Source organism: Chryseolinea sp. H1M3-3, from assembly GCF_029360725.1.
Taxonomy (GTDB): domain Bacteria; phylum Bacteroidota; class Bacteroidia; order Cytophagales; family Cyclobacteriaceae; genus Chryseolinea.
Window position 1 is genome coordinate 587,103 of sequence record NZ_JARKMY010000002.1, and the last position, 18,474, is coordinate 605,576.

Genomic DNA, 18,474 nt, shown 5'->3' on the forward strand with positions numbered 1-18,474 from the left:
CTAACATTTCTTACCTTAGCATCATATCATAAATTTTATGGAAAAAACAAAGACATCTAAAAAGGCTCTCAGAAGTCTGATAGAAGATTCGATGAAGGAAGCCATCGGCACACTTGAATTGCCAAAGCCAACAAAAAAGGTAAACAAATTATTGCAGCGCAATTCCAAAAAGCTTGCTTCTCTTTTCGCCGACATGATTAGGCGCGAAAACAAAAAGATTAAGAAAGCTGAAAAGTTTATGGAAGACGGCGGAAAAGTAAAAGCAAAAAAAGAAAAGAAATTAAAAGAGGTTAAATTGGCTAAGCACGACAAAGAAGCCGTAAGCGCTTAGCGTCGTTAGTTTGATATTACCCTTGATGTTGAAATTGTGAAAAAGCTTTTCAGCATCAAGGGTTTTATTTTTATGCTTTGCTTTGCCTCCATTCATATAGCGAAACGTTCATCAGTAACAGGAGCATAGCATAAAAAGCATCTTCCAAAGGTATTGTGCCCAATCGGATTCCTAAATTTGCGGCATCATTGTACCAAACAACTTCCTCTTCAATGAGTGATCCTGTTAGTATTCCATTCACAATAAAAAATGGAATTAAAATAATGCCAAACGCCGCATAAAAGTGGCCTACGAAGCGAGCGCGGATTTTTAACGTGAGATAAGCCAGAAAAAAAGACAAGCTGATAAAGGTTACCGCTGTATAGGGTTTGTCGATGTTATAAATTCCTGCGACAAGGAGCGCTATGATAATTGAAAACGACAATAATTCATGGTTTGAAAAGAAATATTCGTTTTGAATAAAGTACCGAACAGCAAAATAGGTGAAAATACACGCATAGGGTATACAAACAAAAAACAAGATCTCTTCGATAGGTAATGAACCAATACTCCATCCGCTAACGTATTGTGAATTAAATCCCCAAATGCCCATGCGTGTAAAGATCTCGTCCCAAACGATAAAAAGCAGAGCAGGAAACAATATCGCAATTCCTACATCTTTCCACTTCTTATAAAATGGAGCCTTTGAATAGAAGCTGGCTAATAAAGGAACAAGGATACAAAGCAGGTTAATGAGAAGGTACAGATATTGCGACTTCAATGGAACTATTGGGTTTCTTGTCGTTTTACTTTAAATGAAAAGTTCTTGGGGGCATATTTCTTTGGAGCAATCAAAAAACCAAAAGCTTCACAACCCTCTTTTGAGTGTTTGCTATGGTGAATGTAATGTGCGTTAATGATCCGTTGCAGATATTTGCTTCTCTTGCCGGGTCTCCATTTAATTCTTTGATGGACAATAATGTCATGAAAAATAAAGTAGAACGCACCGTAACAGAAAATTCCAATTCCCACCGAAATCCAATAAGGATTATAATTCACTAAAGTAGCATAATAAAGGATGCCAATACAAGGAACACTAAATACAATCGCAAACAGGTCGTTGCGTTCGAGCGTGTGATCATGTATGGTATGGTGTGATTTATGCCAGCGCCATAAAAATCCATGCATAATGTATTTGTGAGTGAACCAGGCAATAAACTCCCAGAAAAGAAATGTGGCAATGACAATAAGCACACAAAACACAATTGTTAAAAACTGCATACTTACGATCTATAGCTTATAAAGTATTATTATACTGACTCTCAAAAGTAGCATTTAGCGTTTGCGCTACAATGGCTGATCCAATAACATACTAGGGATGGAAAGAGTTTTGAAACTCATCAAAATCCGGTAACTTAAGTAATCTTTTGAGAATGATGCGAAGCGTGACACGGGCTGTTTATGGATTTATTATTTTAACCGTTTTTACTGTTTTTTCTTGCCAGGAAAAACAACACCAGACGGCTTTTATAGACTCGGTTGATTACAATCTCCATATTCGTCCAATTTTGTCTGATCGCTGTTTTATCTGTCACGGACCCGATGGCAATGCGCGTAAAGCGAATCTTCGCTTAGATAATGCAGAAGGAGCATTTGCTGCCTTAAAAGATAATCCATCAGCGCATGCAATTGTTCCTGGCGCCCCGGAGTCATCAGAAGTATATCTCCGCATTTCAACTACGGATACTTCGCAAGTAATGCCTCCGGTGAAATCAAACCTTAAGCTGACGGAACATGAAATTGGTCTAATAAAAAAATGGATCACACAGGGTGCTAAGTATAAACCGCACTGGGCTTTTATTCCGCCAAAACAATCGGCCGTTCCTTCAGTAAATACAGACGATTGGACGCAAAATGAAATCGATAATTTCATTCTGGCAAAATTGGAAGAGAAGGATCTTTTACCCAATGAAATGGCGGATAAAGAAAGAATATTGAAGCGGTTGAGTTTCGATATCACTGGATTGCCTCCATCTATAGCGTTGCAGGAACGTTTTCTTTCCGACAACACAGAACAAGCCTATGAAAAAATCGTCGATGAACTTTTGACCCAACCACAGTACGGTGAAAAAATGGCTGCATATTGGATGGACGTTGCGAGATACGCTGACTCCCATGGTTATCAGGATGACGGACTTCGGACCATGTGGCCATGGCGGGATTGGGTAATCCATGCGTTCAACCAAAATTATCCTTATGATCAGTTTTTAACCTGGCAACTTGCGGGAGATCTGTTGCCAAATCCCACAAAAGAACAATTGCTTGCCACCGGATTTAACCGCAACCATAAAATAACCCAGGAAGGTGGCGTCATCGATGAAGAATATCGCCTTGAATACGTTACTGATCGCACCAATACTTTTGGTAAAACTTTTTTAGCACTCACTTTTGAATGTGCAAAATGCCACGATCATAAGTACGATCCGATACTGCAAAAAGATTATTACAGCGCATTTGCTTTCTTTAACCAGGTCCCTGAAAAGGGCTTCGTAGGAGATATCATGCTTGCGTCTCTGGCTGATCCGCCTAAAATGAAGATTACCTCGGAAGAAGTCGATAAGATTTTAACCTTCATCAATAAAAAAGATACGACCGCTGTCGAAGTGATGGTCATGCAAGATGGTCCAAAGCAAAGACCTACATTCCTGCTGAAACGCGGCGCGTATGATGCTCCGGCAGATAGAGTATACGTTGGCTTGCCACCCGCAATAATGCCTTACGATACGTTGAAATATGGTAATAACAGGTTGGGATTAGCCAAATGGTTAACAGAAAAGAAAAATCCATTAACCGCAAGAGTTTTTGTGAACAGGATGTGGCAGGAATTTTTTGGCCGAGGCCTGGTAAAAACTTCTGGTGATTTTGGAATGCAAGGTGAAATGCCTTCGCATCCGGAATTATTGGATTGGCTCGCGATTGATTTCATGGATCATGGATGGGATATTAAACGGTTGGTAAAACAATTCGTCATGACGTCCACCTACAGGCAATCGACTGTTGCGACAAAGGAGAAATTATCTGTTGATCCTGAAAACATCTATTTAGCACGCGGCCCTCGGACACGGTTGAGTTCCGAAACAATTCGTGATATGGTACTGGCTAGCAGTGGCCTTTTGGTTAAAGAAATTGGGGGCCCCAGCGTTAAACCGTATCAGCCAAAAGGCATTTGGGAATTGGCTACATCGGGACGGGGAGTCCTTGCCCGATATGCGCAGGATCACGGTGACAAATTGTACCGTCGTGGTTTATATAGTTTTATAAAACGCACAGTTCCACCACCGGTCATGTTGGTGTTTGACGCCAGTAACAGAGATCAGTGTGAAGTTAATCGCTTGAGAACTAATACCCCCCTGCAAGCATTGGTGATGTTGAACGACCCATTGGTGCTTGAAGCTTCACGGGTATTTGCTGAAAAATTGACGGAACAAAATATTTCTGTACGAGAAAAAATTTTACAGGCATTTCGTTCCATTGCTTGCCGAAATCCAAATGAAGAGGAACTCAAAATCTTGCTGAGCTATTTTGAAGAAGAGAAAAAGAAGTTTACCGCTTCCCCGGATACGGCAAAAGAATTTATCCGCACTGGAGAATATCCACACGCTGTAATAAAAGATGAAGTATCGCTCGCCGCATTGATGCAGGTCGTACATACAATCTACAACATGGAGGAGTCAATCATAAAAAGCTAATGATGGAAAACGAATTTTTAAAAAACAGGTTCCATGTTACGCGGAGGCATTTCTTGGGAAAGCTTAGCCTCGGATTAGGTTCTGTCGCATTAGGTTCCTTGTTAATTCCGGATTTGCTTAAGTCTGGTCAGGATGGCGTTCCACAAATCAGTGGGCTACCACACTTTGCGCCTAAAGCTAAACGGATCATTTATCTTTTTCAAAATGGTGCTCCTTCGCAGCTGGAAAGTTTTGACTACAAACCTTTGCTTAATAAAATGACCGGTGAAGAGTTGCCAGCATCCATCCGCATGGGGCAACGGCTTACAGGTATGACTTCCGGGCAGGATAAATTTCCGTTGGTTGGGTCACACTTTAGCTTCAAGCAATACGGCCAATCGGGGGCTTGGGTGAGTGAATTATTTCCTCACACAGCAAAAATCGTTGATGAACTTTGCTTCATCAAAACCATGCATACCGAAGCGATTAATCATGATCCAGCATTAACCTTTATGCAGTCGGGTGCACAGCAAGGTAACAGGCCCAGCATGGGTGCATGGCTTAGTTATGGTTTGGGAAGCGAAAATAAAAATTTGCCAGCCTATTGTGTTTTATTGTCAAGAGGCCGGGGAAATGGACAAGGTGTTTATTCAAAGCTTTGGTCTAATGGATTTTTAGATAGCGTTCATCAGGGTGTTCAGTTTAGCAGCAGCGAGGAACGTGTGTTGTACCTGAAAGATCCGGCAGGCAGAGATCGGGAAAGCACACGAAAAATGCTGGACCATCTTGCTCAGCTTAATTCAATTAACTACAAAGAATTTGGTGACCCTGAAATAGAAGCAAAGATACAGCAGTATGAAATGGCATACAGGATGCAAACGGCTGTCCCCGAGCTATCGGATCTGTCCAGTGAGCCGGATCACATTATCAAAATGTACGGTGCAGACTGTTTATCACCAGGCACATACGCATCGAATTGCCTGTTGGCACGAAAACTTTCTGAATCGGGCGTTCGTTTCGTTCAACTGTACCATCAAGGATGGGATCAGCATGATAACATGGTAGGTGAAATGCCGCTGCAAGCACAAGATGTGGATCGCGCAACGGCCGCCCTGGTTACAGATCTGAAACAGCGTGGACTTTTGGATGAGACGCTCATCATCTGGGGTGGAGAATTTGGACGAACAAATTATTGTCAGGGAAATTTGAAGAAGAATAATTATGGCCGTGATCACCATCCAAGGAGTTACACCATTTGGATGGCAGGAGGCGGAGTCCGCCCAGGGTTAGTTTATGGTGAAACGGATGATTTCGGATATAACATTATTAAAAACCCCGTTCATGTCAATGATTTTCACGCGACTGTTTTGCATCTCATGGGCCTGAATCATGAACAACTTACTTATAAACATCTGGGCCGGAGATATCGCCTCACCGATGTAGCCGGAAAAGTAGTACAGGATATAGTAGCCTAGGCATCATGGAAAGGGTGGCCCGGATTTTTGTAAATGTTATTTTTTGCATTCAGATTCTGCTGACGTTTTTATTATTCTTCGAAGATCGAATTGCACTTCCCCCTTGGTTACAGGTAGCCGGAAGGTTACATCCATTAGTACTTCATCTACCTATTGGTTTTTTTATCTTTCTTGCTGTAATAATCATTTTTAAAAACCAACTGGAAGCTAAGTCAGCCGAAAGGATCATTCATTTAGGATTATTATTCACATCCTTTGTTGCTTCAATGGCAGCGCTGTTCGGGTTTTTTCTTAGTCTTCAGGATGATTATGGAAACGATGCGTTGACGAATCACAAGGTAACGGGTGTATTGCTAAGCTGGTTTTGTTATACATTATTAATTTGGAATCGTCAACAACGAAATAAAAAACTATTTTACGGACTTGGAGCAATTACTTTTTTAGCATTGATTGTTGCAGGGCATACGGGCGCTGAATTAACCCATGGCGAAAATTTTGTGTTGGCCCCAATATCATCAGCTCCGAAATTGACCATGGAGAACGCATCTGTTTACGAATTTGCTGTTCAGCCGATCTTAGATAAAAAATGTTTTTCCTGTCACAACGAGGCAAAAGCGAAAGGTGGCTTGGTAATGACTTCAGTTGAAAAATTTCAAAAGGGTGGAAAGAACGGCGAGGCTTTTATAGCGGGAAAACCAAGTGAAAGTAGGATGATAAAAGCATTGTACCTGCCGATGGATCATGATGAACATATGCCACCCGATGGGAAACCTCAGTTGACTTCTGTTGAACGCGCCACGATTGAAGCGTGGATCAAGTCGGGCGCTGATTTTGAAAAGAGATTAGATCAATTTGCCGATGGGGACTCATTGAAATTTATTGTTGCTTCCTTCGCGGCATCAAATGTGACTGCAACCGAAATTGAAAAGCAGTACGATTTTCCTGCTGTGTCATTAGACGTCGTGGAAAATCTTAATACACCATTTCGTTCCGTATTTCCGCTGCACCAAAACAGCCCGGCGTTGCAAGTGGATTTTTTTTTAAAAGAAAGTTTTCAAACAAGTGCGTTGGAAGAACTAAAGACCATAGCCAAACAGTTAGTTGTTCTGAACTTATCCAAGATGCCGGTAACCGACAAAGATCTGGCCATTATAAGTGGATTCATTAATGTCGAAGCCTTGAATTTGAATTTCACGAAAGTGCAAGGTCCCGGTTTGAAAGATCTTCAAAAATTAAAGAACCTCCGGTCGTTATCCCTCGCGGGAACATCCATTAAGACTGATGATCTTGAACACGTACTGAATTTATCCAACTTGAGGGAAGTATATATTTGGAACACGCAAATTACAGAAGCGGATCGTGTGGCCCTTTCGAAAAAGTATCCTGATGTTGAATTAGTAGGAGAGCTTTTTTCTGAAGAAAAAATATTGAAGCTTGGTAAACCTCGCGTCGAGAACGATGGGGTTATACGCAGGGGAGATCTTATCGCGCTAAAGCATAACATGCCTGGTGTTGCAGTAAGTTTGGGAAAGAACGGCAGCGAACCTGATTCTATAAACGGAGAACTATATAAAGCACCGTTTACTGCCGAAGAGACTTTTGTATTGAAAGCCAAAGCTTGCAAAAAAGGCTGGTATTGTAGCGATGTGTTGGAAGTAACTTGTTTTGTCGAAGGAATTTCACCGACTAATGCGGAGTTGCTGTCTCCTGCCGATCCTCAATACAAAGGAAAAGGAGGTGAAGGACTAATTGATTTGCAAAAAGGGTTTGCGGATATTTTTAAAGAATCATCATGGCTGGGATATCGTGATCAGCCCTTCGCTGCTGCTTTTGATTTTGGAAAAGAAATATCATTAAACAAGATTGTAATCAGTTACGGTAAAAATATTGGTGGTTATATTTTTCCTCCGGAGGCCGTCGAAGTATGGGCCGGCAAAAGCCTAAACGACTTGACCCTTTTGACCAAGGCAAATCCATCCTTACCTACAGGCTACACGCCGAATACTGTCGAAGCGCTTCCCATAACAATAAACGCTAAGGTGCCCTACAGGTTTTACAAGATAGTAGCCAAGCCTCTTGCTAAGCTTCCGGCGTGGCACAATTCAAAAGGTGAGAAAGGTTGGTTCTTCTTAGATGAAGTATTTTTTTACTAGCTTCCTTGTAGCGCTAATCTGTAAACTTTAATCACTCGTTCACGGGCCATCTTATGATCGACGATGGGAAGGGGGTACTTAGATGTGTTAAGCTCCGGAACCCATATTTTTATGTATTTAAAATCGGGATCGAACTTTTCTGTCTGTAATTGTGGATTGAAGACGCGAAAGTAAGGTGCTGCATCGCACCCGGAACCCGCCGCCCATTGCCATCCACCATTATTGGAAGCCAACTCATAATCCAATAGTTTCTTTGCAAAATACGCTTCACCCCACCGCCAGTCGATCAACAAATGTTTGGTTAAGAAGCTTGCGGCAATCATTCGTACGCGGTTATGCATAAAGCCTGTTGCATTAAGCTCTCGCATGCCGGCATCAACAATAGGGTAACCAGTCTTACCTTCACACCATGCTTCAAATTCCTTAGGATTATTTCTCCACTCAACCCGATCGTATGCGGGCTTAAAGGCATGGTCTACAACGTGAGGAAAATGCCAAAGAATCATTTGAAAAAATTCTCTCCAGATAAGCTCATTTAACCAAGTTTCATTTTTTTTCAATGCAACCTGTACCAGCTTTCGAATGCTCACAGTTCCAAATCGAAGATGAACTGATAGGCGCGTTGTTCCTTTAATCGATGGAAAATTTCTTTGGAGATGGTATTTTTCTATAGTAGCGGTTTTTATTACACGTTCAGGAAAATCTACGACGCTCTTTATGAATCCAAGGTCGGCAAGCGTTGGCATCGAAAGTGATTTTACTTTCTGAAGATTTTTCAAATATCTTTCAGATGGATAGCTTTTATAATAGAACTCCGACAGCTTTTGTTTCCATGTTTTGGCGTAAGGAGTGAAGATGGTATACGGTGTTCCATCCGGTTTTAGAATTTCTTCTTTTTCAAAGATCACATGATCCTTATATGTCTTAAACAGCACATCTTTTTTATTGAGTACACTGGCTACTGCCGCATCCCGTTTGATACCATAAGGTTCATAATCGTGGTTGGCATAGACTGCTGTTGGAGTAATTATTTTGAAGATGTCTACCGGGTTGCCATACAGAACTAAAAGCGAACTGCTTAACTTCTCGAGTTTATTTTTTAGCAGGGCAAGAGACTGATGGATGAAGTCTACTCGTTTGTCTGTTTTATCTTCCAGTAAACCGAGTATGTTCGAATCAAAGATAAAAAGGGGAAGAACTTTTTTGTTTTCTTTTAATGCATGGAACAGAGCAGTGTTGTCCTCCAACCTGATGTCCCGACGAATCCACCATATAGCGGTATCGTTGTTGATATAATGCGCCGCTGATGGAGGGTTGAGATGAGCTGGCACAACAACTTAAGCAGCGATTTCCTTCAGTTCCGGATGGTTCATAATCAACCTAAACCAGATGGTATAATTTTCCGGGTGCTCTCTCATGTCACGGCGTAAGTAATTTACGTCGACAAATTTCCAATCCTCGACCTCGTTGATATTCACCTCAGGTGTTCCGTCAAAAATACCCTTGAATACATGGTCCAGTTCGTGCTCAGTCAAATCCTTGTCAAGCTTGCTTCGATAAATAAATTTGTAGGCGAACTCAGGCTGCAGGTCAATTCCCATTTCATGCATAAGCCTTTTGCGGGTTGCAACGTTCATTTGTTCACCGGGAGCCGGATGGCTGCAACACGCATTCGTCCACAGTCCACCACTATGGTATTTGCCTTTGGATCTTTTTTGCAACAGGAGTTCTCCCTTTGAATTAAATATCAGAATGGAAAATGCCCTGTGCAGCACGCCCTTTTGGTGCGCCTCCATTTTATCCATGGACCCCACAATATTGTCCTGTGCATCTACCAAAATAACTTTATCCATCAGATCAAATTTAATTGATGTTTTACATAAGAGTATGCCAGTAACCTTGCTTTATCTCCATTTGGAATTCTGATTCGTTTCTTAAAAACTAATTCGGCTGAGGTATTTTTTATCTTCTTAAATAGAGAACGATAATACACATATGCAACGTACACTCCTAATCTCGACGACTTAGGAAGTTGTTTAATTCCTTTCAGGGCTTCATCAAAATCATCTTCAATACTTTTCTCAATTCCCATTTTAATACATGTATTCCATTGATTCATCTTGATACTTGGAAAATAGATCCGGCCAAGTCCGGTAAAATCATCATTAAGATCGCGTAAGAAATTTACTTTTTGAAATGCAGAACCGAGGTTTCTGGCATAAGGAGACAGCTTATCAAACACTTCAGTATTTCCTTCACAAAACACCCTCAGGCACATTAAACCGACCACTTCTGCTGAGCCAATTATATATTCCTTTATTTCGTCTGCATCGTAGGTAGTTTTATGCAAGTCCATTTCCATGCTGTGTAAAAATTGGTCAATAAGACTTTTTTCGATTTTATATCGATTGACTGCAGACTGAAAACTTTGAAGTATTGGATTAAGACTTACTTTTTCCTGAATCGCGCGATAGGTATCTTCCTTAAATCTCTTTAACAGATCTTCTTTGTTGAAACCGTGAAAGGTATCGACAATTTCATCTGCAAACCGAACAAATCCGTAGATGGAATATATTGGATCCCGCAGCCGCTTGTGGATACAATGGATTCCCAAAGAAAACGAAGTACTGTACAAACGCGTCGTAATGCGACTGCAACGAATGGAAACTTCATCAAATAATTCCATCATACCGAATAGTTAAAGGTTTTGTGTCTTTTAATAAGTTCCTTAGCCACCACTTCACCTGAGATCAATGCAGGTGGAACCCCAGGTCCAGGCACAGTTAATTGCCCGGTATAAAATAAGTTAGTCAATTTATTGCTGGCAATGGAAGGCTTTAGATTTGCGGTTTGCCGAAGCGTATTGGCAAGGCCGTATGCATTTCCTTTAAAAGCATTATAATCGGAAATGAAATCATTGTGTGCGTAACTCTTCTTGAAGGCAATATGATCGCGAATGTTCTCGCCGATCATGTTTTCAAGTCTGGAGATTACAATATCAAAATACTTTTCTCTTATCGATTCGTTGTCTTGCAGCCCAGATGCGACCGGGATCAGAATGAAAATATTTTCATGACCTGGGGGCGCTACGGTAGAGTCTGTTTTGGATGGGCATGAAATGTAAAACTGAGGCGAAGATGGCCATTGAGGATCTACATAAATCTCATCAGCGTGTTTTTTAAAATCCTGATCGAAGAAAAGTGTATGATGGAGGAGGTTCTTAATTTTTTTATTAATGCCTAGAAAAAATATCAGGCAGGAGGGAGCCATTACGCGGCTTGACCAATAACTAGCAGAATAAGTTCTGTGAGATGAAGGGAGTAAATGTTGCTCTACATATTCGTAATCTGCAGACGCGACAACATAGTCAAAGGATCTAAAGTTATCATTTACGATGCATCCAGCTACACGGGCGCCAGTTACAGTCAATGTCTGAACATTACTGTTGAATTCGAAGTCCACTCCGAGAGAATTAGCTAGCGATGTCAACCCTTCGATAATCTTATACATACCGCCCCTTGGATACCAGGTACCTAGCGCCATGTCGGCGTAATTCATGAGGCTGTATAAGGCCGGCGTTTTTTCGGGTCTTGCTCCCAGGAAAAGAACCGGAAATTCAAGCAACTGAATTAACCGTGGTGCTTTGAAATTTTTTTTTATATACGATGAAATCGAATCAAACAGATCTAGTCTGTATGCGTTCTTGATGACATCGATATCCAAAAGTTCAATGAGTGAGAGACCGGGTTTGTAAACCAACTTTTGAATACCGATGTCATATCTATATCTTCCTTCTTCTAAAAATTTCTTAAGGTACTTTTTGCTCCCGGGCTCTATCTGTTCAAACATTGCAGATAAACCGTCGAAACTCGCCGGGACATCGAGCATATCATCTTTACCATATACGATACGATAAGATGGATCCAATCTTTCAAGTGAATAATAATCAGACGGCGATTTACCAAAATGTTGAAAGAATCTTTCGAATACATCAGGCATCCAATACCAGCTTGGCCCCATGTCAAATGTGAAACCCGCCGCCTCAAATTTTCTTGCTCTGCCGCCCGCAGTAGCATTCTTTTCAAATACTGTTACTTTATATCCTTCTTTGGCCAGAAAGCACGCTGCCGATAATCCTGAAAATCCAGCACCAATAATGGCAATGTGCGTCATCCAAAAATGTTAAAGGAGGTTACTCAATATCCTTGCAACCTCTTTTGGATTTCTTTTCGTGCATGAAAAATTCTGTTCTTCACCGTTCCGATAGGAATGCGAAGATGTTCAGCAATTTCATGATACTTATATCCAGTGGTGTGCATCTTAAAAGGGACTAACAGTTCTTCTTTTATGTTACCGACGTTTTTCCAGATCTCCTTAAATTCTAAACTTTCATGGGGACGGTTAAACGTATGTTCTTCTTCCACATTCAAAAAGTATAAATCCTTTGTCGTGTCGTTAGAAGTTTTAGCGCGTTGGTTTTTGCGATAGTTATTGATAAAGGTGTTTCGCATGATCGTGAAAAGCCAGCCTTTCAGGTTGGTATCTTGACGAAATTTATCACGATAGGTTAAAGCTTTCAATATGGTATCCTGAACCAAGTCTAAAGATTCATCTTTGTCATGTGTGAATCTTCTAGTAAAAGTCTGTAGGGTACCCCGTAGTCCTGCTATCTGATGGGTAAATTCTATTGCAGTCATTGGTCTAATGGTTTAATAGTGTTTAACATTATTTCCCTATCGTTAAACAAATATAGTGCTTAACCGAAAACCACGATCCATTTTGTTTAACTTTTTTTACAAAACATTAAACAAAATATTGGGCAATATTTATAACATATTGATTTACAGACAATCTGTTCATTTACGGCAAATATTGGTTCAGCTCAAGTGCTGTGGAAAAAATTTGAACATTGTGAGGCACCAAACCGTTAAATTTTTGCACCTGGTAACCGGAAACCAGAATTTTTGTTTGTCCGAAGTCGTTTTCGAACCGTTCAAAGATGGATTCGAGCGGAATGGAGGGCGTGGAAGTGATTGAGGTAATCATCAACACGGGTTGGTGAACTTTATACACACTTACCAGGTCTTCGTGTGGCACATTTTGCCCAAGATAATATGTTCGAAATCCAGCCTTCCGGATTAAATAGTGGTAAAAGAGCAACCCAAGTTCATGTAGTTCACCTTCGGGCAGAAAGATTAAAATTTTGTCAGCGGTTTTTGAAGGAAGCGGCAAGCTGTCCACAGCCACAATTATCTTTTGTCTGATGAGGTTCGATATAAAATGTTCATGTGCAGGAGTAATGTTTTGAGTTTGCCAGAGAATTCCAATTTTTTCAAGGAAAGGATAAACGATCTCCGTGATCGTTTTTTCAAATCCGAAGCGAAGTATCAGGTGATTTAAAATTTTTTCAAACAGTTCTTCTTCCATGTCGATCATGGCAACTACCATCTGATCGATGTGAATATCTTTGTTATTGTGAAGCTCGCTCAATTCAAGTACCTTCTTGTTCATGTCATCCAATGACATGTCGGCAATTTTTGAAATCTTAATGCCGTAAGTATTTAAGAGCGAAACGTTAATTATTTTTTTTAAATCAAGGTCAGAATAGTAACGTATGTTGGTTGAAGTTCTTGAGGGCTCAATGATCTTGTGACGTTTTTCCCACATTCGAATCGTGTGCGCCTTAATGCCTGAAAGCTGTTCTAGCTCTTTGATCGAATACTGCCCCATCTTTCTTTAATCTTTTTTAACAGGAGCGGTTATAAATTGTTTTTTAACACTGCGGGAACTGATAATTTCGGGCTCATGCCTGATGATCCCATAAAAATAGGAAAAGATTGGTTTGCTTCCAGAGGATGGAATCCATTTCAGTTTCAGACTGAAGCCTGGGATGCCTACCTAAACGGTGAAAGTGGTTTAGTGAACGCACCTACCGGAAGCGGGAAAACTTACTCGTTGATGATTCCCGTATTGTTGGAATTTATTCGCAACAACCCTAAGTATAAATCTCAGAAGAACAGTGGGCTCCAGGTTATCTGGATCACTCCTATAAGGGCATTGTCGAAAGAAATTGAATTATCGGGCAAGCGCGCAATCGAGGGATTGGGGCTGTCCTGGAAAGTTGGAGTACGTTCTGGCGACACTTCACTCAATGAGCGGGCAAAGCAAAAACTAAAGCCTCCGGAGTTATTAATAACAACACCGGAAAGTTTGCACCTGTTGTTGGCTCAAAAAGGGTATCGCGAATTTTTTGGAAACCTAAAAGCCATTATTGCTGACGAATGGCATGAACTGATGGGTTCGAAACGCGGCGTTCAAGTTGAGCTTGCCCTTTCAAGGCTCAAAGCAATTGTCCCGGGATTAAAAGTGTGGGGTATCTCAGCAACCATTGGCAACATGCGGCAAGCAATCGAGGCGTTGCTTGGTGATTATTATCATCAAAAAAAGTACACAGTAATAAAAGCTGAACTGGAAAAAATCGTTGAAGTAGTTTCAGTCATGCCTGATTCCGTTGAACGCATGCCATGGTCAGGCCATCTAGGAATTCACCTATTGGAACGTGTGGTTGAAATTGTAAAACGAAGTACATCAACGTTAATATTCACTAACACCAGGTCATTTGCGGAAATATGGTACCAGAAATTATTGGACAAGGCGCCGGAGCTTTCAGGCTTGATCGCTATGCATCATGGTTCAATTAGTCAGGAATTAAGAAATTGGGTAGAGGATCAGTTGCATGCTGGCAAATTGAAAGCAGTGGTCTGCACTTCAAGTCTTGACCTGGGTGTCGACTTTAGGCCGGTTGAAACCGTTGTGCAGGTTGGAAGCCCGAAAGGCGTCGCGCGTTTTTTACAACGTGCAGGCCGGAGCGGCCATCAGCCCGGTGCTACCAGCAGGATTTATTTTGTTCCAACGCACTCGCTGGAGTTAATGGAGGCAGCCGCATTACGCGAAGCAATTAAACAAAAAATTGTCGAAGACCGGTTGCCTTACATTCGATCTTTTGATGTGCTCATACAATATCTGATGACATTAGCGGTGTCCGACGGATTTAATCCTGATGAGATTCTTTCGGAAATTCGAAGTACATTTTGTTACGCAAGCATTACCGATGACGAATGGTACTGGCTGCTCAATTTCATTACGACAGGAGGAGACTCACTTCAGGCATACGATGAATATCGAAAAGTGATAATAGAAAATGGATTATATAAAGTCGAAAACCGGGCGATTGCTATGCGTCATCGATTATCCATAGGTACAATTGTAGGAGACAGTTCTTTGTTTGTTCGTTTTGTCTCCGGAAAATATTTGGGCACAATAGAGGAATCTTTTATTTCGCGGCTTAATCCTGGTGATGTATTTTGGTTCGCCGGTAAAAACCTGGAGCTTGTTCGCATAAAAGAAATGGAGGTACAGGTACGGAAATCAAATAGAAAATCAGGTGCCGTACCGTCGTGGCAGGGAGGGCGAATGCCGCTGTCTTCTCAAATGAGTGCCATGATCCGTTTTAAGTTGGCTGAAGTAGTTGAAGGGAGGGAATACGATGAAGAAATGAAATTCCTTAAACCATTATTTGATCTGCAAAAATATCGTTCTCACTTACCGGGCAAGAACGAATTTTTGATTGAATACTTTCAAAGTACAGAAGGATATCATGTTACAATGTATCCTTTTGAAGGCCGATTTGTTCACGAAGGAATGGCTGCTCTAATGGCATATCGCATTGCACAAATTCAGCCTATTACTTTTTCATTGGCAATGAACGATTATGGTTTTGAATTGCTCTCTGATCAGCCCATTCCAATAGAGGAAGCTATTGAAACAAATATATTGGGCATTGACGATCTAATGAAAGATATTCAGGCTAGCATAAATTCGACGGAAATGGCGCGCCGGAAATTCCGTGATATTGCGGCCATCTCAGGTTTGGTTTTTAAAGGCTACCCAGGGAAACCAGTAAAAGACCGTCATCTTCAATCGTCGTCGCAATTATTTTTTGATGTTTTCCACGACTATGATGCACACAACCTTTTACTTCGCCAGGCATTCGAGGAGGTCATGGATTTTCAGTTAGAGGAAGCGCGTCTGCGCCGGGCGTTAGAAAGAATTGCCAGTCAAAAAATTATCCTGACTAAACCCGACAAGCCAACGCCTTTTGGTTTCCCCATCATGGTTGATGGTATGCGGGAGAAATTAACCTCCGAAAAATTGGAAGACAGAATTAAGCGGATGGCGGTTCAGTATGCGGAGTAGTAGGGAATCGGGTAATCAAGTAATCTGGTAATTGGTTATCAAAATGATTTTTTTCCCTGGATGTTGATTCTTCTTTTAGAATATGGATCTAAATAGTAGAAATAGCGTTCCAGCCATGATCATCACAACGGGGAGGGTAAGGAACCAAGCGATGAGAATATTTCTAACCGTATCGGGTTGAAGATTTTTTACGCCTTTACTCGCAACCATGCTACCGGCGACTCCCGATGAAAGAACATGTGTGGTACTTACGGGTAACCCGAAATAGGTCGATAATCCAATGGTGCTGGCAGCGACCATTTCGGCACTTGCGCCCTGCGCATAGGTTAAATGTTCTTTTCCTATTTTCTCACCAATGGTTTTTACAATTCGTTTCCAGCCGATCATGGTACCAAGCCCGAGCGAAAGAGATATCATCAGGATGACCCAACCTGGAGAATAATCCGTAAGATTTCGTACTTTTTTTAATTCCTCTTTGAGATTTTTCTTTTCGGCTGCACTCATTTTTACATCATCATTTTTCGAGATAGCAGTTAAGTTTCTATCCATTACCATAATATCCTTTCTGACAAGAAACCGCTCCTGCTTTGGAAGACTTTCCACATTCGCCAATGTTGAAAAACGATTTTGAAGACGTTCATTCATCTCGATAGCTTCAGAAAGTTTAGCTCTGTCGGACGCCGAAAGAACCATGGGGTCGATTGAAGCTGCAACTTGTTCAATCTTAGAAAGCGGTGTAGATAATTTGGAGGGATTAAATGTATTATCCAATGCAAAATAGGCAGGCACTATTCCAATCAAAATCAACATCACCAATCCCACACCTTTTTGTCCATCGTTAGATCCATGAAAAAAACTCACTAACGTACAAGTAAGAATTAGAATACCACGAATCCACGTTGGTGGCGCCTTGTCCTTTTTTGGCTCTTTGAATAAACTATCGCCATAAGAAGTTTTTTTGGTAAGCGACCTGATAACGTACATTAAAATAATCGTTACAGAAAAACCAAACAGCGGCGAAATTAATAACGATAGCCCTATTTCCTGCGCTTTGCCCCAATTGACAGCATCACTGGCAGCTTCAGGTAAAAGCGAATATGCCAGACCAACACCTAATATTGATCCAATTAAGGTATGCGAGCTTGAACACGGAATACCCAGGTACCAGGTCAGCAGATTCCAAAAGATGGCTGTAAGCAACAAGGCAATAACCATGGAAAGGCTATGGGCGATATTCTGGTCGACTAAAGTTTCAACAGGAAGCAGGTTGATGATTCCTACCGCTACTGAAATTCCCCCGGCAAAAACACCAAGAAAATTCCACACTCCCGACCAGATAACAGCGATCCAAGGCTTTAGCGAATGGGTGTAAATTACCGTAGCAACTGCATTTGCTGTGTCATGAAATCCATTAACAAATTCAAACGAACAGGCTGCAAGGAGACAAATAACGAGCAGAACCGAGTGGGCGAAATCCAATTCGAACATAAAACCTTTTATTCGGGATGCAATCTAGCCGGAAATCCCATTCACAATGTTAAAGCAATAGTAACTTTTTGCTAAAAAAGAGACGTATCGGTAATATATGATTGGCTGTCAATAATTTACTCAACTGAATGTATTTAAGAACGGCACTGGTGTTTCCTAATTCATCGTCGGTTCAAAAGCTTCAGTTCTTAGGGTGCCCTACTTCATATAACTCTGTACGGCAAACTAAATCGAGCAGGGTTAATATTCCGGATACCAGTTTCTTATCCTAACGTCAATGGAAGCATTCCCAGCATTCACCAGCCTCTTGAATCCCTCTACATCACTGAGGCCGTTTTGTCCACGGAAATGAAATGGATAAACGATTTTTGGTTTGAAATCCAATACTGCGCTTGAAGCTTGGTTAATGTCCATGGTGTAAGGTTGGTTCATGCAGACAAAAGCGATATCAATATTTTTGAGCGCGCGCATCTCAGGAATATCTTCTGTGTCACCGGAAATATAAACCGTTTTTCCACCGAGATTCAAAATATAACCATTGCCTCTTCCTTTGGTATGCCTTGAGTCAGGCGCTTCTGGTAAATTATACATCGGCATTGCTGAGATGGAAATGCCGCCTTCTGTGATCCTGTTTCCATTATTTAGAATTACAGCCTTGCTTTTTAGATTCTCAGGCAACTGATCGGCTACCGCCTGAGGTACCACAATTTTCGCTTTGGAGGTTTCAATAGCATTTAATGTTTCCGGATTTAAATGGTCGCCGTGAATATCTGTGATGAGGACCAGATCCGGCGCTGCAATACCCGCCAAGGCCTTTAGGCCGCCATACGGATCGACATAGATAGTTTTATCGTTCCAGCTTAGTACCAGGCAACCGTGCAAGATAGGCTGAATCGTTAGTGGTCCGGCGCTAGTTTCTATTTTGTCAGGTGCGGCGCGTTGGCCGATGACTGTAAGGAAAGACGTAATAAATAATAAGAACAGTGTTGTAGATTTCATAAATGGAATATTAAACATGTATACTTAACAAGTCAGGAAGTATTTCTACTAATCTGATTTACATA

15 protein-coding genes are annotated in these 18,474 nt (G+C 41.2%); 5 read left to right on the forward strand and 10 right to left on the reverse strand.

Going from position 1 to position 18,474, the window contains the following annotated elements:
• Nucleotides 1–37: 37 nt before the first annotated feature.
• Nucleotides 38–331 carry a hypothetical protein gene (locus P2W71_RS10055; RefSeq protein ID WP_276370390.1) on the forward strand — a complete coding sequence of 98 codons (294 nt, stop codon included), beginning with the start codon at nucleotides 38–40 and terminating at the stop codon, nucleotides 329–331.
• 70 nt (nucleotides 332–401) lie between these two features.
• Here P2W71_RS10055 and P2W71_RS10060 read toward each other — a convergent pair whose 3' ends face one another.
• Together P2W71_RS10060 and P2W71_RS10065 are read right to left on the reverse strand one after the other, a co-directional pair.
• Nucleotides 402–1,091 carry a lycopene cyclase domain-containing protein gene (locus P2W71_RS10060; RefSeq protein ID WP_276370393.1) on the reverse strand — a complete coding sequence of 230 codons (690 nt, stop codon included), beginning with the start codon at nucleotides 1,089–1,091 and terminating at the stop codon, nucleotides 402–404.
• A 5-nt stretch (nucleotides 1,092–1,096) separates the two neighbouring features.
• Nucleotides 1,097–1,591 (reverse strand): sterol desaturase family protein, encoded by a 495-nt coding sequence (locus P2W71_RS10065; protein WP_276370396.1) that lies wholly within the window; start codon nucleotides 1,589–1,591, stop codon nucleotides 1,097–1,099.
• A gap of 152 nt (nucleotides 1,592–1,743) precedes the next feature.
• Here P2W71_RS10065 and P2W71_RS10070 point away from each other — a divergent pair, with 152 nt between their 5' ends.
• The 3 genes from P2W71_RS10070 to P2W71_RS10080 are packed head-to-tail and all read left to right on the forward strand — an operon-like array spanning nucleotide 1,744 to nucleotide 7,666.
• Complete coding sequence (locus tag P2W71_RS10070; protein WP_276370399.1) at nucleotides 1,744–4,059, forward strand: PSD1 and planctomycete cytochrome C domain-containing protein; 2,316 nt, start codon at nucleotides 1,744–1,746, stop codon at nucleotides 4,057–4,059.
• 2 nt (nucleotides 4,060–4,061) lie between these two features.
• Nucleotides 4,062–5,513 carry a DUF1501 domain-containing protein gene (locus P2W71_RS10075; protein ID WP_276371728.1) on the forward strand — a complete coding sequence of 484 codons (1,452 nt, stop codon included), beginning with the start codon at nucleotides 4,062–4,064 and terminating at the stop codon, nucleotides 5,511–5,513.
• A gap of 5 nt (nucleotides 5,514–5,518) precedes the next feature.
• Nucleotides 5,519–7,666, forward strand: coding sequence for a c-type cytochrome domain-containing protein (locus tag P2W71_RS10080; protein WP_276370402.1), 2,148 nt, complete (start codon nucleotides 5,519–5,521; stop codon nucleotides 7,664–7,666).
• Here the strand turns inward: P2W71_RS10080 and P2W71_RS10085 are convergent.
• From P2W71_RS10085 to P2W71_RS10110, 6 genes are all read right to left on the reverse strand, one after another.
• Nucleotides 7,663–8,997, reverse strand: coding sequence for a deoxyribodipyrimidine photo-lyase (locus P2W71_RS10085; RefSeq protein WP_276370405.1), 1,335 nt, complete (start codon nucleotides 8,995–8,997; stop codon nucleotides 7,663–7,665). The two genes, P2W71_RS10080 and P2W71_RS10085, sit on opposite strands and share 4 nt — an antisense overlap.
• 6 nt (nucleotides 8,998–9,003) lie before the next feature.
• Complete coding sequence (idi, locus tag P2W71_RS10090; RefSeq protein ID WP_276370408.1) at nucleotides 9,004–9,519, reverse strand: isopentenyl-diphosphate Delta-isomerase; 516 nt, start codon at nucleotides 9,517–9,519, stop codon at nucleotides 9,004–9,006.
• Nucleotides 9,519–10,355 (reverse strand): phytoene/squalene synthase family protein, encoded by an 837-nt coding sequence (locus tag P2W71_RS10095; protein ID WP_276370411.1) that lies wholly within the window; start codon nucleotides 10,353–10,355, stop codon nucleotides 9,519–9,521. Before P2W71_RS10095 ends, idi begins: the two co-directional genes overlap by 1 nt.
• On the reverse strand, nucleotides 10,352–11,839 hold the full coding sequence (gene crtI / locus P2W71_RS10100; RefSeq protein ID WP_276370414.1) for a phytoene desaturase family protein: 1,488 nt from the start codon (nucleotides 11,837–11,839) through the stop codon (nucleotides 10,352–10,354). Before crtI ends, P2W71_RS10095 begins: the two co-directional genes overlap by 4 nt.
• A 23-nt stretch (nucleotides 11,840–11,862) precedes the next feature.
• On the reverse strand, nucleotides 11,863–12,363 hold the full coding sequence (locus P2W71_RS10105; RefSeq protein ID WP_276370417.1) for an RNA polymerase sigma factor: 501 nt from the start codon (nucleotides 12,361–12,363) through the stop codon (nucleotides 11,863–11,865).
• 163 nt (nucleotides 12,364–12,526) lie between these two features.
• Entirely contained in the window at nucleotides 12,527–13,396 is an 870-nt protein-coding gene (locus P2W71_RS10110; RefSeq protein WP_276370419.1) for a MerR family transcriptional regulator, read from the reverse strand.
• A 75-nt stretch (nucleotides 13,397–13,471) separates the two neighbouring features.
• Here P2W71_RS10110 and P2W71_RS10115 point away from each other — a divergent pair, with 75 nt between their 5' ends.
• The gene (locus tag P2W71_RS10115) at nucleotides 13,472–15,922 is read left to right on the forward strand and encodes a ligase-associated DNA damage response DEXH box helicase (RefSeq protein ID WP_276370422.1); all 2,451 of its coding nucleotides are present in this window, start codon (nucleotides 13,472–13,474) and stop codon (nucleotides 15,920–15,922) included.
• 75 nt (nucleotides 15,923–15,997) lie between these two features.
• Here P2W71_RS10115 and P2W71_RS10120 read toward each other — a convergent pair whose 3' ends face one another.
• Complete coding sequence (locus tag P2W71_RS10120) at nucleotides 15,998–17,410, reverse strand: inorganic phosphate transporter (protein WP_276370424.1); 1,413 nt, start codon at nucleotides 17,408–17,410, stop codon at nucleotides 15,998–16,000.
• Nucleotides 17,411–17,650: 240 nt separating this feature from the next.
• Nucleotides 17,651–18,409 (reverse strand): MBL fold metallo-hydrolase, encoded by a 759-nt coding sequence (locus P2W71_RS10125; protein WP_276370426.1) that lies wholly within the window; start codon nucleotides 18,407–18,409, stop codon nucleotides 17,651–17,653.
• Between the last annotated feature and the right edge of the window lie 65 nt (nucleotides 18,410–18,474).

Excerpts from the sequence above, each read along its gene's own strand:
- P2W71_RS10075 (WP_276371728.1), top strand. The coding sequence starts at position 4,062 with ATGGAAAACGAATTTTTAAAAAACAGGTTCCATGTTACGCGGAGGCAT.
- idi (WP_276370408.1), bottom strand. The coding sequence starts at position 9,519 with ATGGATAAAGTTATTTTGGTAGATGCACAGGACAATATTGTGGGGTCC.
- P2W71_RS10055 (WP_276370390.1), top strand. The coding sequence starts at position 38 with ATGGAAAAAACAAAGACATCTAAAAAGGCTCTCAGAAGTCTGATAGAA.
- P2W71_RS10110 (WP_276370419.1), bottom strand. The coding sequence starts at position 13,396 with ATGGGGCAGTATTCGATCAAAGAGCTAGAACAGCTTTCAGGCATTAAG.
- P2W71_RS10070 (WP_276370399.1), top strand. The coding sequence starts at position 1,744 with ATGATGCGAAGCGTGACACGGGCTGTTTATGGATTTATTATTTTAACC.
- P2W71_RS10125 (WP_276370426.1), bottom strand. The coding sequence starts at position 18,409 with ATGAAATCTACAACACTGTTCTTATTATTTATTACGTCTTTCCTTACA.
- P2W71_RS10095 (WP_276370411.1), bottom strand. The coding sequence starts at position 10,355 with ATGATGGAATTATTTGATGAAGTTTCCATTCGTTGCAGTCGCATTACG.
- P2W71_RS10105 (WP_276370417.1), bottom strand. The coding sequence starts at position 12,363 with ATGACTGCAATAGAATTTACCCATCAGATAGCAGGACTACGGGGTACC.
- crtI (WP_276370414.1), bottom strand. The coding sequence starts at position 11,839 with ATGACGCACATTGCCATTATTGGTGCTGGATTTTCAGGATTATCGGCA.
- P2W71_RS10115 (WP_276370422.1), top strand. The coding sequence starts at position 13,472 with ATGCCTGATGATCCCATAAAAATAGGAAAAGATTGGTTTGCTTCCAGA.
- P2W71_RS10120 (WP_276370424.1), bottom strand. The coding sequence starts at position 17,410 with ATGTTCGAATTGGATTTCGCCCACTCGGTTCTGCTCGTTATTTGTCTC.
- P2W71_RS10065 (WP_276370396.1), bottom strand. The coding sequence starts at position 1,591 with ATGCAGTTTTTAACAATTGTGTTTTGTGTGCTTATTGTCATTGCCACA.
- P2W71_RS10080 (WP_276370402.1), top strand. The coding sequence starts at position 5,519 with ATGGAAAGGGTGGCCCGGATTTTTGTAAATGTTATTTTTTGCATTCAG.